This window comes from Streptomyces sp. NBC_00878 (assembly GCF_026341515.1).
In the GTDB taxonomy this organism is placed as follows: domain Bacteria; phylum Actinomycetota; class Actinomycetes; order Streptomycetales; family Streptomycetaceae; genus Streptomyces.
The window spans coordinates 6,489,782-6,503,362 of the sequence record NZ_JAPEOK010000001.1 but is presented as its reverse complement, the minus strand read 5'-3'; the positions used below and the strand labels follow the sequence as shown (position 1 = coordinate 6,503,362).

Sequence of the window (13,581 nt, the reverse complement as noted above, 5' to 3'; positions counted from 1 at the left end):
CCGCCCCGCCTGCCGCCCCCGCCCACCCGCTGTGCCCACCCCAGGGCAAAAGGGCCCGCGGGACGGCGGCCGAAACGGCTCCCGGTAGACAAAGAAAGTGCGGATCGCCATACGGGCTCGTACCAACCACCCGGAGATGCCCCCTTTGGCCTCATCACGTTTGACGCGCAAGGGGTTCCGGTGATGCCGGAGACGGACCAGCACACCCCTTGTCCCGTCTAAGATGCGGCCCATGAGCTTTGGGCAGGGGGGACCCCAGTGGGGTTCCGGGGGGTCAGGTTCTCAACCGCCGCGGTGGAGCAATCAGTCACCGGACTGGGCGGCGCTGGCCGAGGCGTCCGAGACGCGGAACCGGCGCCGCAAATGGCTGCTGATCGTCGGCGGCGCGCTCGCGACCGTCGCGGTGGGCACCGCCGTCGCGATGGCCATGGTCTCGGGGGACGGCGAGGACCAGGCGGGGAACAGGCCTGCCTCCGAGTTGCCCACGTCCGGGGACATCCCGGCGGGCTCCTCGGCTCCCGGCCCGTCCTTCGCGGCGACCTCGGCGCCGCCGCCGCTGGACCCGAAGGACTTCATAGGCAACGTACAGAAGGACACCGCGCCGCTCGCTCCGGACCTCCTCTTCCCGGGGTCGCAGCTGACGATGGGCGAGACGGTCTACAAGAAGGGCGCGATGGCGTCCACGAAGAACTGCGCGTCGGCCGCCCAGGGCACGCTCGGCGCGGTCCTCACCAAGAACGACTGCACCCGGCTCATGCGCGTCACGTACGCGAAGGACGGGGTCGCGGTGACGGTGGGTGTGGCCGTCTTCGACACCGAGGGCAAGGCCCTCAAGGCGAAGAACGACGCCGACGGCAAGAGCGTCGTCCAGTCCCTGTCCGGCGAGGGCGTCGCCACCTTCTGCCGCTCCGCGATCTGCCGCTCGACCACCAACTCGTACGGCCGCTACACGTACTTCACGGTCGCCGGTTTCACCAACGGCAAGGACGTGACCCAGAAGGACTCCAAGGTCTTCACCACCGGCGACGACCTGGCCGAGTTCACCTTCCGGCAGATCCACCGCCGCGGCGAGGCCCAGGCTTCGGCTGCGGCCAACCAGTAGGCCCCGTTCGACCGGCGGAACGGCCGCCGAAGAGCAGAACGGCGGTCCGCCCAGAAGCAGACCGCCGTCCCCGTGCCAACTCATGCGTCTCAGCCATCGGTCATGCGTCCTGCTTGTGTGTCTACGTGCGCGCCCGGCTTGCGCGCCTTACGTGTGGTGCGTTCTGCCGCTGCCTGCCGCCTACTTGTGCTTGAGCCGCAGCTTCACCGGCACCACGGCGGACTCCAGCTGCGTACGCAGGGTCATCTTCGAGACGCCCTCGGTCCGCTCCTCGAAGCGGATCGGGATCTCCACGGCGGCGTGACCGGCGCGTACGGCCTTGAACTTGAGCTCCACCTGGAAGCTGTAGCCGGCGCTGTCCAGCGAGTGCAGGTCGACATCGCGGAGGGTCTGGGCGGACCAGAGATTGAACCCTGCCGTGATGTCGCGGATCTTCGTGCCGAGCACGGTGCGCGCGTAACGGTTGGCGAAGCGGGACAGCAGCACGCGGTGCGCGCCCCAGTCGTCGTCGAGCTGGCCGCCCTCCACGTACCGGCTGCCGATGACCAGGCCGACGCCCGAGGCCACGGCGGTGCCGAGCATGCGTGGGACCGCTTCCACGGGGTGGCTGCCGTCGGCGTCCATCTGGACGACGTACTGCGCGCCCTCGTCGACGGCGGCACTCATGCCCGCGACGTACGCACGCCCCAGGCCGTCCTTCTCGGTCCGGTGCAGCACGCTCATCCGGCGCCGCCCGTCCCAGTTGTACTTCTCCGCCAACTCCTCGGCGATCCGTCCTGTACCATCCGGACTAGAGTCGTCCACTACCTTCAAGTGGAGCCCGTTCAGCGGCAGTTGAAGCACCGCCTCGGCCATTCTCGGCAGATTGGCGGCTTCGTTGTACGTAGGCATCACCACGGTGACAGCCACGTCCGCCCCCACGTCGTACGACATCTCTTTCCCCTCCCCATTTTCTGTTTGCCCCCGCGGACGCGGGATTGGCCGGACGCGGGGCTGGCCCGCGCCCGGCTACCCAACTCAGGTATGCACCTTGCGCTTGGCGGCGTCGTCCTTCTCCTCGGACGAGTCCGTCGCCGCGCGTGTCCTTTCGAGGAGCACGAGCTGGAGGTATGTGAGCTTCTTGGTCTTCACGACCTTGAAACTTCTCTGGATCACGGCCGCCGACGTCGTGGGCATGCCGCTGAACGGCTTCCCGTCGAGCGTGGTCGACACGAGCCAGAGGCGATCGGCCTTGGCCAGGCACTTGGCGGGATGCGGGCACTCGGCCGCGTCGAACGAGCCCCGCTCCTGCGGTGTGCGGTACATCAGCCAGTCCTTCGGACGGCCCGCGTCGTCGCGCAACTCGAAGTCCATGGCCCGGCGCTCGGTCTGCACACCGCTGAAGACGATGCCGTCGCCCTTCTTCTGTCCGGCCTCGATGAGCTGCGCGGCGCCCCGGTAGTCCGGCTCGCCCAGCGCGTTCTGGCGGGTCTCGCGGATGCCGGGCAGCGACTGGAAGGCGACCCCGGCGACCGCGGCCGCCACGAGCACCCAGCCGAAGCCGCGCCGGGCCACCGCCCCCGTGCCGGCCTTCGCCCCGGCCACCGGACCGGCGAGCCGGACCACGGCCACGGCCGCGAGCAGCACCCAGGCGGGCGCCGTGAACTGCAGATAGCGCGGCAGGAAGAGGTGCAGCTGCGCGGCGGTGACGTACGTCGCGACGGGCGGCAGCACGATCCAGACGGCCAGGGGAAGAGCCATCCGGCCCGCGAAGAACAGCCCGAGCGCGCCGAGCGCCATGACCGGTACGGCCACCGCCCAGGAGCCGAAGAGGTTCTTGGGGAAGTCCATCAGGTCCTCGACGCCGGGGTTGTTCCAGGCGATCTGACCGCTCTGCCCAGAGCCCGAGACGGCCATCGGGACGACGAAGCACATGCCCAGTGTGAAGGCCGCCGCGTACGCCCAGCCGACGATCTTGTCACCCGCGCGGCGCGCGATCACGATGATCACGAGATGTGCGCCGAGCACCGCCATCGAGGCCAGATGGCTCCAGCCGATCAGCGGCACCGACAGGGTGTAGGCGACCCACACCTTGAACGACGGCTTGTCCAGCGCCCGGGCGAGCAGCAGCGTCGACAGCAGCACCGCCGCCACGGCGAAGGCGTACGGCCTGATCTCCTGCCCGTACCGGGTGGTGAACGGCATGACGGCGACGGCCAGCCCCGCGAGGATGCCCGCCTGCGTGGTGAACAGCCGCCGCCCGAGCAGGGCCAGCAGACCGGCTGATGCAGCCATCGCCACCGCGCCCGGGATGCGCATCGCGGTCGGGGAGTCCCCGGCGATGGCGATCCAGACGTGCATGACCACGTAGTACGGCGTGAACACGACGTCGATCGAGCGGATCAGCAGGCTCAGGTCGTGGAACGACAGCGTGGCCGCCCACCAGGTGGCGTGCTCGTCCCGCCACAGCTGGCGGTCGCCGATCCCGCGCCAGATCATGGCGAACGCGAGCAGCGTGGGAAGCAGGAACGTCACAGCAGTGACGAGCCGCCCGCCCTTCGAGTCCTCGGGCGCGTCGGCCTCGGCCTCGGGCTCGTCCGCGGGCGGTTCGGGGTCGACCGGCTTCGGCGCGACCTGCTTCGGCGCGACGGGCTCGGCGGCCTGCGCCTGCTGCTGCCCGGGGGCGCCTGCGTAGGCGGCCGGGTCGGCGTACTGACCGGGATCCGCGTACGTGCCGGGGCCGCCGTACGCGCCCTGGGCGTGGTCGGCGTAGGTGCCCTGGGCCGGGTCGGCGTAGCCGCCCTGACCAGGACCGGCGTAACCGCCCTGGCCGTCGGCGTACGCGCCCTGCCCGGGGTAGGCGCCCTGACCCGCGTACGGATCGTGGCCCCCCTGGGCATCGGGGTATCCGCCGCCGTACGGCGGAGAGGCATTGACACTCATCGCTTCACCCAAATCCGGAACGCGCCGTCGCCCTTGCTGGTGGTGAAGCGCGACACGGCTGCCAGGCGGTAGTGGGAATTGCCGCGCAGCGCGTCGGTCACGGCCGTATCGACCTCGGGCGTGACCGTCCCGCGCAACACGATGACGTCGAACTTCGCGTCCTTGACCGCGGCACGGTAGGCGTCGGGGCCGGAGTACTGCTTGCCCTTCTTGTCCTTGTAGTCCATGCCGAACGTGCTCTGCCACTGGTCGTAGTCGGTCTTGTCCCGCAGGTAGTACGCGGGAACCTCGTGCTCCTCGGCGAGGTAGCTGCCCTTGCGGTCCACCATGGTGCGCAGGATCGCCGTCATCTCCTTGGAGTCCGGGAAGCTGTACGCCTGCTGGGACTGCACCATGCCGAACACCAGCGTCAGGACGTACAGCATGATGCCGAGCTGCGGGTGCCGGAAGTGCGGGCCGACGAGCCGTGACATGCCGAGGCCCGCCATCGGTCCGGCGAAGAGCAGACCGAAGCCCACGTGCTTGAAGAGCGAGATCTCGGTCTGGAGATGGATCTGATAGGCCGGAGCGAGCAGCGCGGTCCCGGTGAGCAGCAGACCGAGCAAGACCCGCCGGAACCTCCCGGGCCCGGGCCCCTGCTTGTCGAGCCAGGGCATCTCACCCATGCTCGGGCGGATCACATAGGCGATGGAGCCTCCGAGCGCGGCCAGGAACATCAGCCCGCCCCACTCGGAGCTGTGCTGCAGGATCGTCGTCGCCGTGTCGGCGCCCTTGGCGCGGTCGGTGGTGGTCTGGCTGATACCGCCGAGCGAGCCGGTGAGGACGTAGGCGGCACCCAGCATGGCGGCCATCGCCGCGCCGAGCAGCGCACCGCGGACGAGCGCGAGCACCCCGCGGTGCCGGTAGGCGGTCAGCACGGCCAGGACCACCAGGGTCGGCAGGTACAGACCCGCCGCGTACTTGGTGCCGAAGGCCAGGAACGCCGGGGGCGCCGCGAGCACGACCGCCAGGATGTGCGACCGGCCGGTCCGTACGACGATCCAGAACGCCAGGGCCAGCAGGAAGATCGCCGCGGCGTCGAAGGTGGCGAAGTTGCCGAGGAACACCGTCGACTGGATGACCGAGAACAGCGCCGCCGCGCCGAGCGCCGCCCGGACGTTGAACATCCGGCGGGTCGTCGCGTACAGCAGCGCGGTCGCACCGAGCATGAAGAAGAGGCTGACGATGCGCACTCCGGCGAGCCCGGCCACGCTGTCGACCATGGCCGCGAGCACCGGGTACAGCTTCGGGTAGCCCGAGAAGTAGCCCTCGAAGTCACCCGGCACGGGCGTGCCGTTGAGGATGTTCCCGACCTCGTAGTGGCCGGCCGCGATGTAGAGCGCCTCGTCCTGGAACGCGGTGCCGCGCAGCCGCAGCGAGAGTCCGGTCTGGATCAGCAGGACGCAGAGCATCACCCAGCGGCCCAGCAACTTGCTGCGCCCGCCGTCCACCGCCCACGCCGACTCCTGCACGGGCGGCAGCGTGTACCCCGGCTTCTCCGACTCCGGTGCCGTGGGCGCGGGAGCCGCCTCCGGCTCGACCGCGGTGTACGAGGCGTACGGGTCGTAGGGCGCGTAGGTGTCGTAGGTCTGCTGGTCCGGGTACGAGGACGTCCGGTCGTGGACGTCGAAGCGCCAGCTGCCGGTCTCGGTGACGTAGCCGCCCTGATCGCCGCCGGCCTGCTGCTGGTAGGGAGGGTAGGTCGGCTGTACGCGGGGCCGGGTCTGGCCCTGCTGGACCTGGGCCTCGGCCCGCTGCGCGTACTGCCGCAGGCTCTCCTGCTGCGCGTACCGCCGCTGGTCCTCGTCGCCCTGGGCGTACTGCTGCTGGTTTCCCTGCGCGTACTGCTGCTGACCGCCCTGGCCGTACTGCTGCTGACCGCCCTGGCCGTACTGCTGCTGGTTCCCGTTGCCGTACTGCTGCTGGTTTCCGTTGCCGTACTGCTGATGCTGCTGGTGCTGATGCTGCTGGTTCTGCTGCGGGTACCCGTTATTGCCGTTGCCGTTGCCGTTGCCGTTGCCGTTGCCGTACTGCTGCTGATGCTCCGGCGGGCCCTGCTGAAGGCCTTGCAGTGGGCTCTGCTGACGGTCCTGCCGCTGCCCGTAACCCTGCTCGTCGTGCAGCTCGGAGTCGTCCGCCCAGGTGGGCGTGCGTCGGTCGCTCATGGCTTCGTCACATCGAATCCGAAGCTCGGGCTCGCCGCCTGCTGCTTGAAGGTCTTCTCCGACAGCGGACCGCTGTTGATGCGCCAGTCCGTCTCCTTGTCGAAGTTGAACCAGACGAACCCGACGACGTCGTCGCGCTTCGCGGTCCCCTGGAAGAGGGACTTGATGTCGGTGGGCTTGCGCTGACCGGCCTGCGCGGCCGTCTCCGCGATGATGAATGGTTTCTTCGTGAAGCCCCGGATCTGCGTCATCGTCGGTCCGTAGAGCGAGTCGTACGTCGAGGGACCGGTGGCCGCGTAGTAGCCGATGACTCCGACCCAGTCGACGTAGTCGTCGCCCGGCCAGAACGGCTTGAGCTTCACCTTCGGCATCGGGTGGGTGACGTTCGGGCTCCACACCCAGATGACCTGGGTGGCGCCCTCGTCGTCGAAGAGGTCGTGGATGTGCTTGTACGCGGCGGTGAAGTCGGCGGCGGTGGTCTTCCTGGTGCCCCACGGGTACCAGAAGCCGTTCATCTCGTGCGCGAAGCTGATCGCGACGGGCAGGTTCAGTTCCTTGACGGACTTCGCGTACTCACGGATGTACGCGTCCTCCTTGCCGGAGGCGATGTCCTTCATGCTCGTCTCGAAGGGCTCCCAGGCGATGAACGCCACGGCGCCGTAGTCCCAGGACTTCTTCACGAGCGCCTGCTCGTACTGGTCGCCCCAGGCGGAGTAGAACTCCATCAGGTTGGGCTTCTTGCCCGCCCGCTTCGCGAAGTCCTCGACGGACGTCATCTTGGCGGGAGCGCCGTCGGCGGCCACGCCCAGGTACTTCTTCTTGGGCTGCAGCAGCGGCCGCACGTCGTACGGCGGCTCCGGCTTCGCGGACTCACTGGCCTCACCGGTGCCGTCGGCCCCCGGCTTCTCGCCCTGTCCGCGCTCGTACTGGTCGCGGCCCTCCTCGGAGAACGTGCTGCACCCGGCCAGCAGCGCACCGGCAAGGAGCGTGACGACGAGCGCCCGCACGGGACGTGATGCCCGCACTCGGCGTACGGAAAGACTCATGCGGTCGCTTCCTGCACTTCCTGGGCACGCGGCTGTACGAGGACACGGCCGACGACCATCGCGTAGAAGAGGCCGGCGGACAGCATCAGCGCGAAGTCCGGCGGATAGAGGGTGAGCATGCGCCAGGCGGCGACGATGATCCACAGGACGGCGGAGCCGCCGGTCCAGAAGATCATGCAGTTCCAGTAGCGGCGCATGCCGTTCTTCTTGGCGCCCGCCGAGCCCGTGGGCTTCCAGCCCATCGGACGGCCCCGCAGCACGTCCCAGACCGCGAAGACGTGCGACCACCCGTACATGATCCGGACGGCCCAGGCCTCGAGACGGTAGGGCGCCCGGTGCCACAGCGGCAGGACGAGCGTCACGTACGCGACGCTCGGCAGCACCCACAGGGCGGCCTCGGCGCGCAGCAGATCGGGGCGAAGGATCATCAGGGCGAGCGGGATGACCGGCGCGATGAACGTGGCGAGCGCGGTCTGCAGGTAGTAGAGGAAGCCCGACACATAGCAGAGCCGGGTCTTGAACTTGAGGTCCATCTCCCAGAACCGCTTGCTGGTGAGGAGCTCCAGTGAGCCCATGCACCAGCGGTACTGCTGGTTGTGGAAGGCACCGGCCGTGTCCGGGCACACACCGGCGGACAGCGCGACGGGCACGTAGCGCAGCTTCCAGCCCAGCGCCCGCAGGTCGAAGCCGGTGTACATGTCCTCGGAGTGCTCGATCAGCGTGATGCCGTTGGTCTGCTCCAGGGCCGCGCGCCGGTAGACGGCGCACGAACCGACACAGATGGAGCCGTCCAGGTCCTCACGGGAGGTCTGTACGGACCGGTAGAACTGCTCCTGCACGGCGCCGGCGCCACGCTCGATCCAGTTCTGCGCGTCGACGATGCGGAAGAACTGCGGCGACTGCACGATGGCGCACTTCTCGTCGTCGTCCATGTGCGGCAGCAGCTCGTCGAGCAGGTCGGCGCGCGGCGCGAAGTCGGCGTCCAGGATCAGGATGTGGTCGCCGTCGGTCATCTCGAAGGCGTGGTTGAGGTTGCCCGCCTTCTTGAACCAGCCGCGGTTGGCGCGCACCACGTACTCGAACCCGAAGTCGCGGGCCATCGCCCCGACCTCTTCCTCGGCCGCGTCGTCCAGGACGTACGTCTTCACGACGCCCTGGTAGCTGTCGGCCAGCCGGTTCACATGGACCCAGGTGTTGTGGAGCACCTCCAGGGGCTCACCACAGACCGGCAGGAAGATGTCCACGCTCGGATACACGGCCGGATGCCACTGGCGTACGAGACGCTTGTGGCCCTTGATGTCGAAGTCCTTGCTGAGCCCGTCGAGGTACAACGAGATCAGATAGTCCGCGATGATGAACGCCAGCAGCGGCAGCGTCAGCCAGAACCACGGGCTCGACGCCGTGAACAGAAACTGGCTCATCGCCAGACACGCGAAGCTGATCAGCGAACCGACCGTCAGCACCCACAGATACCGACGCGAGTACGAGTACTTCTCTACGTCGTCCGGCGGCGTCGGCAGGAGCCCATGGCTCTGCGACGTCTTTTTTCGTTTCCTGTTCTGCGGAACACGAGCAGTCCCCACTGCACTCATGCACAACCCCCGGGGCCGTTACGGCCCGTTACCCCCGCCCAAACCCGGCCGACCCCTAATCGAACCTTCAGCCGAGCAGCGAAATCATAACCGAGTTTCAGAGGTTACGTCCGAACATTCGTGTTACGCAGGGGTTTCATCACACGCAACAGCGGGCATATCTAACCACTTACGCACCTTTACAGGCCGACGGAGCCGCAGGTCAGCGCAGCCCGTCAGCAGCACCCCGCGCCCGGCGGTGTCCGCCGGTTCCGCGCCTCCTTGTTCCGCGCGGCCAGCAGCGCGTCGGCCGGATACCCGACCTCTTCGAGCGTCAGCCCGTGCGGCTTTACCACATGCACGGCGGAGTCCCGTACACCCGCGGCGAGGACCTTCCCGGGCCACTCGGGCCCCCGATGCCCGTCCCCCACGAACAGCAGCGCCCCGATCAGCGACCGCACCATGTTGTGGCAGAAGGCATCGGCCCGCACGGTGGCGGTGACGATCCCGTCACTCCCCCGCTCCAGCCGCAGCTCCTGAAGCGTACGGATGGTCGTGGCACCCTCCCGCTTCTTGCAGTAGGCGGCGAAGTCATGCTCTCCGAGCAACCGCTGAGCGGCCTCGTTCATGGCATCGACATCGAGCGGCCAGTCGTGCCAGAGGACATGGCCACGCAGCAGCGGATCGACACCACCGGGGTTGTCGGTGACGCGATAGGCGTACCGCCGCCAGACGGCCGAGAACCGCGCGTTGAAGCCGCTCGGCGCCTCCCTGACGGCCCACACCCGCACATCCCTGGGCAACCGCCCGGCCAGCCGCTTCAGCAGCTTCCCGCGCTGCTCGCCCCACACCTCCACAGGCAGATCAACATGCGTGACCTGCCCCCGGGCATGCACCCCGGCATCGGTCCGCCCGGCCACGGTCAGCTCGTACGTGATGTCCCGCGCCCGCGTCACCGTCCGCAGGGCATCCTCGATCTCCCCCTGCACGGTCCTGCGCCCCCCGGCCTGCTTGGCCCACCCGGAGAACTCGCTCCCGTCGTACGAGACGTCCATCCGGATACGGACATGGCCGGGCGCTGCTTCGTCACTCACCTGGAGATCCTCTCAAGAACACGAAAGCGGACCCGCTCCTGGAAAGGAACGGGCCCGCTCAAGCACGCCCCGAAGGGGCGCGGGGCTGTACCGATATGCGGCTACCGCCGCGTGGGCGCGACCAGCCACAACGGACCGGCAGCCAAGGACGGCCTTACGCCTCCTTGGACTCCTCGGCCTCGTCAGCCTTGGTCACGTCGACCTTGGCGTCCTCGACCTGGGTCTCCTCGGCCTTGGCCTCAACAGCGGCCTCGGCGTCCTTCGCGGAGCGCTTCGTCGCCGCCTCGGCCTCACCGGTGGCCTGCTGGGCCACGGTCAGGGCCTCCACCAGCTCGATGACAGCCATGGGCGCGTTGTCGCCACGGCGGTTACCGATCTTGGTGATACGGGTGTAGCCACCCGGGCGGTTCTCGTAGCGCGGGCCGATCTCGGTGAAGAGCGTGTGGACGACGCTCTTGTCCGTGATGACCGAGAGCACCTGCCGGCGGTTGTGAAGGTCGCCCTTCTTCGCCTTGGTGACCAGACGCTCGGCGTACGGCCGGAGCCGACGGGCCTTCGCCTCGGTGGTCGTGATCTTGCCGTGCTCGAAGAGCGACTTCGCGAGGTTCGCGAGGAGCAGCTTCTCGTGCGCGGCACTGCCGCCCAGACGGGCACCCTTGGTGGGCTTCGGCATGGCGTTTCTCCTAGGTGTCTGCCCCGGCCGTATCAGGTACCGAGGTCAGTGTCCGAGCGGGCGATCGCCCGTCGGAGATCCGGGCACCTTTTGCAAGGCGCCGGAGGACCCGCGCCCCTTAAGGGGCGCGGGGAACTGCGCGACCAGCCAAGAACCGGCCCGCAGCCTAGAACAGACAGCGGACCCCGAGCTCTTAGTACTGCTCAGTCTCCACAAAGCCCGCATCCGCGTCATCATCCGCGCCAAAGGCGTCCGCGGCGGCGGTCGGGTCGAATCCGGGAGGCGAGTCCTTCAGGGCAAGGCCCATGCCGGCGAGCTTGGCCTTGACCTCGTCGATGGACTTCGCACCGAAGTTACGAATGTCGAGCAGATCCGCCTCGGAGCGGGCAACGAGCTCACCCACAGAGTGGATGCCCTCACGCTTGAGGCAGTTGTACGACCGAACGGTGAGCTCAAGCTCCTCGATCGGCAGAGCCAGGTCCGCGGCGAGGGCGGCGTCCGTCGGGGACGGACCCATGTCGATGCCCTCGGCGTCGATGTTGAGCTCACGGGCAAGCCCGAACAGCTCGACGAGCGTCTTACCAGCCGACGCCATGGCGTCACGAGGACGCATGGCCTGCTTGGTCTCGACGTCGACGATCAGCTTGTCGAAGTCGGTGCGCTGCTCGACACGAGTCGCCTCGACCTTGTACGTGACCTTCAGAACCGGCGAGTAGATCGAGTCGACCGGGATACGCCCGATCTCCTGACCGACCTGCTTGTTCTGAACAGCCGAGACGTAACCACGGCCACGCTCGACCGTCAGTTCCATCTCCAGCTTGCCCTTGCCGTTGAGCGTGGCGAGGACGAGGTCGGGGTTGTGCACCTCGACACCGGCCGGAGGCGCGATGTCGGCGGCGGTGACGAGCCCCGGGCCCTGCTTGCGCAGGTACATGACGACAGGCTCGTCGTGCTCGCTGCTGACGACGAGCTGCTTGATGTTGAGGATGAGGTCGGTGACGTCTTCCTTGACACCAGGCACGGTGGTGAACTCGTGCAGAACGCCATCGATACGGATGCTGGTGACAGCCGCACCCGGGATCGACGACAGCAGAGTCCGGCGGAGGGAGTTGCCGAGGGTGTAGCCGAAGCCCGGCTCCAGCGGCTCGATGACGAACCGGGAGCGGAACTCGTCGACGACCTCTTCGGTCAACGAGGGACGCTGAGCAATCAGCATGTTGCGATCCTTCAGTCAGGGGCGCCCGCTATTTGACGCCCTGATGTGTAACAAGGGTACGGGCGGTACGACTCGGAAGAGCCGTACCGCCCGGCTGTTACATGTGGGGGACAGCCCCCACACCCCCGGCCGAAAGCCCGGGGCACAGCAAACCCAGAAGCGCCGGGGTCAGACGCGACGACGCTTGGGCGGACGGCAGCCGTTGTGCGGAGTCGGCGTGACGTCCTGGATCGAGCCGACCTCGAGACCGGTCGCCTGAAGCGAACGGATGGCGGTCTCACGACCGGAACCCGGACCCTTCACGAAGACGTCGACCTTGCGCATGCCGTGCTCCTGCGCGCGGCGGGCGGCCGACTCGGCGGCCATCTGCGCGGCGAAGGGGGTGGACTTGCGCGAGCCCTTGAAGCCGACGTGGCCGGCGGAGGCCCAGGAGATCACGTTGCCCGAGGGGTCCGTGATCGAGACGATGGTGTTGTTGAACGTGCTCTTGATGTGCGCGTGGCCGTGAGCGACGTTCTTCTTTTCCTTGCGGCGCACCTTCTTGGCAGCGCCCTGACGACCCTTGGGGGGCATCTATTACTCCTACGGGGAGGTGGTCGGTCCTACAGCGAAGACCGCTGATGAAGCGTTGTCCGCTGAGGACTACTTCTTGCCCGGCTTCTTCTTACCGGCGATCGCGCGACGCGGGCCCTTGCGGGTACGAGCGTTCGTGCTGGTGCGCTGACCGTGAACGGGCAGGCCGCGGCGGTGACGCAGACCCTGGTAGCAGCCGATCTCGACCTTGCGGCGGATGTCGGCCTGCACCTCGCGACGGAGGTCACCCTCGGTCTTGAAGTTGGCGTCCACGTACTCGCGGATCCTGACCAGCTCCTCCTCGGAGAGGTCACGAACGCGGGTGTTCGGGTTGACGCCGGTGTCAGCCAGCGTCTTCTGCGAGAGGGTCCGGCCGATGCCGAACACGTAGGTGAGGGCAACCTCCACGCGCTTTTCGCGCGGGATGTCAACACCGGAAACGCGTGCCATTCAATGGCTCCAGTTGTCGTTCGGAGGTCTTCCGCAGAGCCGGTTCCCAGTCGCCGTATGAGGTACGAACTGGGTCCCCGGCCTCCGACCGGGGGTATCGGAATCCCTGTGAACAGCGGATCCGGGCTCTGCGTATGAACATGTACTACTTGCGTCGCGCGAAGCTCTGCGGGTGCAGAAGGTTCGGTCGTGCGTCAGCCCTGGCGCTGCTTGTGGCGCGGGTTTTCGCAGATGACCATGACCCGGCCGTGACGGCGGATCACCCTGCACTTGTCGCAGATCTTCTTGACGCTCGGCTTGACCTTCATTGGGTGAGGTTCTCCGGGTCAGTGCCACCGCACCAGGCGGAGGCGGGGCGCAAAAAAAGATCTACTTGTACCGTTGGAGTTCTCTTCCTGACGGATCAGGAAGACTCTCCCCTGGATCGCTCCGGAGAGTTTGACAGGGCGAACCTGTCCGACAACGACCCTCCCGGCCGCCGAGGCGAGTACGGGACTCACCCAAGCTCACTTGTATCGATAGACGATCCGACCGCGCGTGAGGTCGTACGGAGACAGCTCCACCACGACCCGGTCGTCAGGGAGGATACGGATGTAGTGCATACGCATCTTGCCGCTGATGTGCGCCAGGACCTGGTGGCCGTTCTGGAGCTCGACCTTGAACATGGCGTTCGGAAGAGACTCGACGACAGTGCCCTCGATCTCGATGGCACCTTGCTTCTTGGCCACGC

13 protein-coding genes are annotated in these 13,581 nt (G+C 67.7%); 1 reads left to right on the top strand and 12 read right to left on the bottom strand.

All coding sequences use genetic code 11. The features are described from left to right. Window positions 1–232 precede the first annotated feature (232 nt). Complete coding sequence (locus OHA11_RS28260; protein WP_266501069.1) at window positions 233–1,102, top strand: hypothetical protein; 870 nt, start codon at window positions 233–235, stop codon at window positions 1,100–1,102. Window positions 1,103–1,282: 180 nt separating this feature from the next. On the opposite strand, the gene OHA11_RS28255 is transcribed toward OHA11_RS28260, so the two are convergent. The 12 genes from OHA11_RS28255 to infA form a co-directional block, all read right to left on the bottom strand. Continuing rightward, window positions 1,283–2,035: a polyprenol monophosphomannose synthase gene (locus OHA11_RS28255; protein WP_055614908.1), complete on the bottom strand. Its 753-nt coding sequence runs from the start codon at window positions 2,033–2,035 to the stop codon at window positions 1,283–1,285. Between the two features lie 84 nt (window positions 2,036–2,119). Next, window positions 2,120–4,024 carry a glycosyltransferase family 39 protein gene (locus tag OHA11_RS28250; protein WP_266501066.1) on the bottom strand — a complete coding sequence of 635 codons (1,905 nt, stop codon included), beginning with the start codon at window positions 4,022–4,024 and terminating at the stop codon, window positions 2,120–2,122. Beyond that, the gene (locus tag OHA11_RS28245) at window positions 4,021–6,228 is read right to left on the bottom strand and encodes a glycosyltransferase family 39 protein (RefSeq protein ID WP_266501064.1); all 2,208 of its coding nucleotides are present in this window, start codon (window positions 6,226–6,228) and stop codon (window positions 4,021–4,023) included. The genes OHA11_RS28250 and OHA11_RS28245 overlap by 4 nt, the downstream gene beginning before the upstream one ends. Then, entirely contained in the window at window positions 6,225–7,274 is a 1,050-nt protein-coding gene (locus OHA11_RS28240; protein WP_266501062.1) for a glycoside hydrolase family 26 protein, read from the bottom strand. The genes OHA11_RS28245 and OHA11_RS28240 overlap by 4 nt, the downstream gene beginning before the upstream one ends. Next, window positions 7,271–8,866, bottom strand: a complete 1,596-nt coding sequence (locus tag OHA11_RS28235; protein ID WP_266501059.1) for a glycosyltransferase family 2 protein — start codon at window positions 8,864–8,866, stop codon at window positions 7,271–7,273. Before OHA11_RS28235 ends, OHA11_RS28240 begins: the two co-directional genes overlap by 4 nt. Before the next feature lie 215 nt (window positions 8,867–9,081). Beyond that, complete coding sequence (gene truA, locus OHA11_RS28230) at window positions 9,082–9,939, bottom strand: tRNA pseudouridine(38-40) synthase TruA (protein WP_266501056.1); 858 nt, start codon at window positions 9,937–9,939, stop codon at window positions 9,082–9,084. A 154-nt stretch (window positions 9,940–10,093) separates the two neighbouring features. Next, window positions 10,094–10,612 carry a 50S ribosomal protein L17 gene (rplQ, locus tag OHA11_RS28225; RefSeq protein WP_266501054.1) on the bottom strand — a complete coding sequence of 173 codons (519 nt, stop codon included), beginning with the start codon at window positions 10,610–10,612 and terminating at the stop codon, window positions 10,094–10,096. A gap of 193 nt (window positions 10,613–10,805) precedes the next feature. Next, on the bottom strand, window positions 10,806–11,828 hold the full coding sequence (locus OHA11_RS28220) for a DNA-directed RNA polymerase subunit alpha (RefSeq protein WP_003966937.1): 1,023 nt from the start codon (window positions 11,826–11,828) through the stop codon (window positions 10,806–10,808). A gap of 168 nt (window positions 11,829–11,996) precedes the next feature. After that, entirely contained in the window at window positions 11,997–12,401 is a 405-nt protein-coding gene (rpsK, locus tag OHA11_RS28215) for a 30S ribosomal protein S11 (RefSeq protein ID WP_003956432.1), read from the bottom strand. 69 nt (window positions 12,402–12,470) lie between these two features. Next, window positions 12,471–12,851 carry a 30S ribosomal protein S13 gene (rpsM, locus tag OHA11_RS28210; protein WP_266501051.1) on the bottom strand — a complete coding sequence of 127 codons (381 nt, stop codon included), beginning with the start codon at window positions 12,849–12,851 and terminating at the stop codon, window positions 12,471–12,473. A 194-nt stretch (window positions 12,852–13,045) separates the two neighbouring features. After that, window positions 13,046–13,159: a 50S ribosomal protein L36 gene (gene rpmJ / locus OHA11_RS28205; RefSeq protein WP_003998809.1), complete on the bottom strand. Its 114-nt coding sequence runs from the start codon at window positions 13,157–13,159 to the stop codon at window positions 13,046–13,048. Window positions 13,160–13,357: 198 nt separating this feature from the next. Beyond that, on the bottom strand, window positions 13,358–13,579 hold the full coding sequence (gene infA / locus OHA11_RS28200; RefSeq protein ID WP_003948620.1) for a translation initiation factor IF-1: 222 nt from the start codon (window positions 13,577–13,579) through the stop codon (window positions 13,358–13,360). Between the last annotated feature and the right edge of the window lie 2 nt (window positions 13,580–13,581).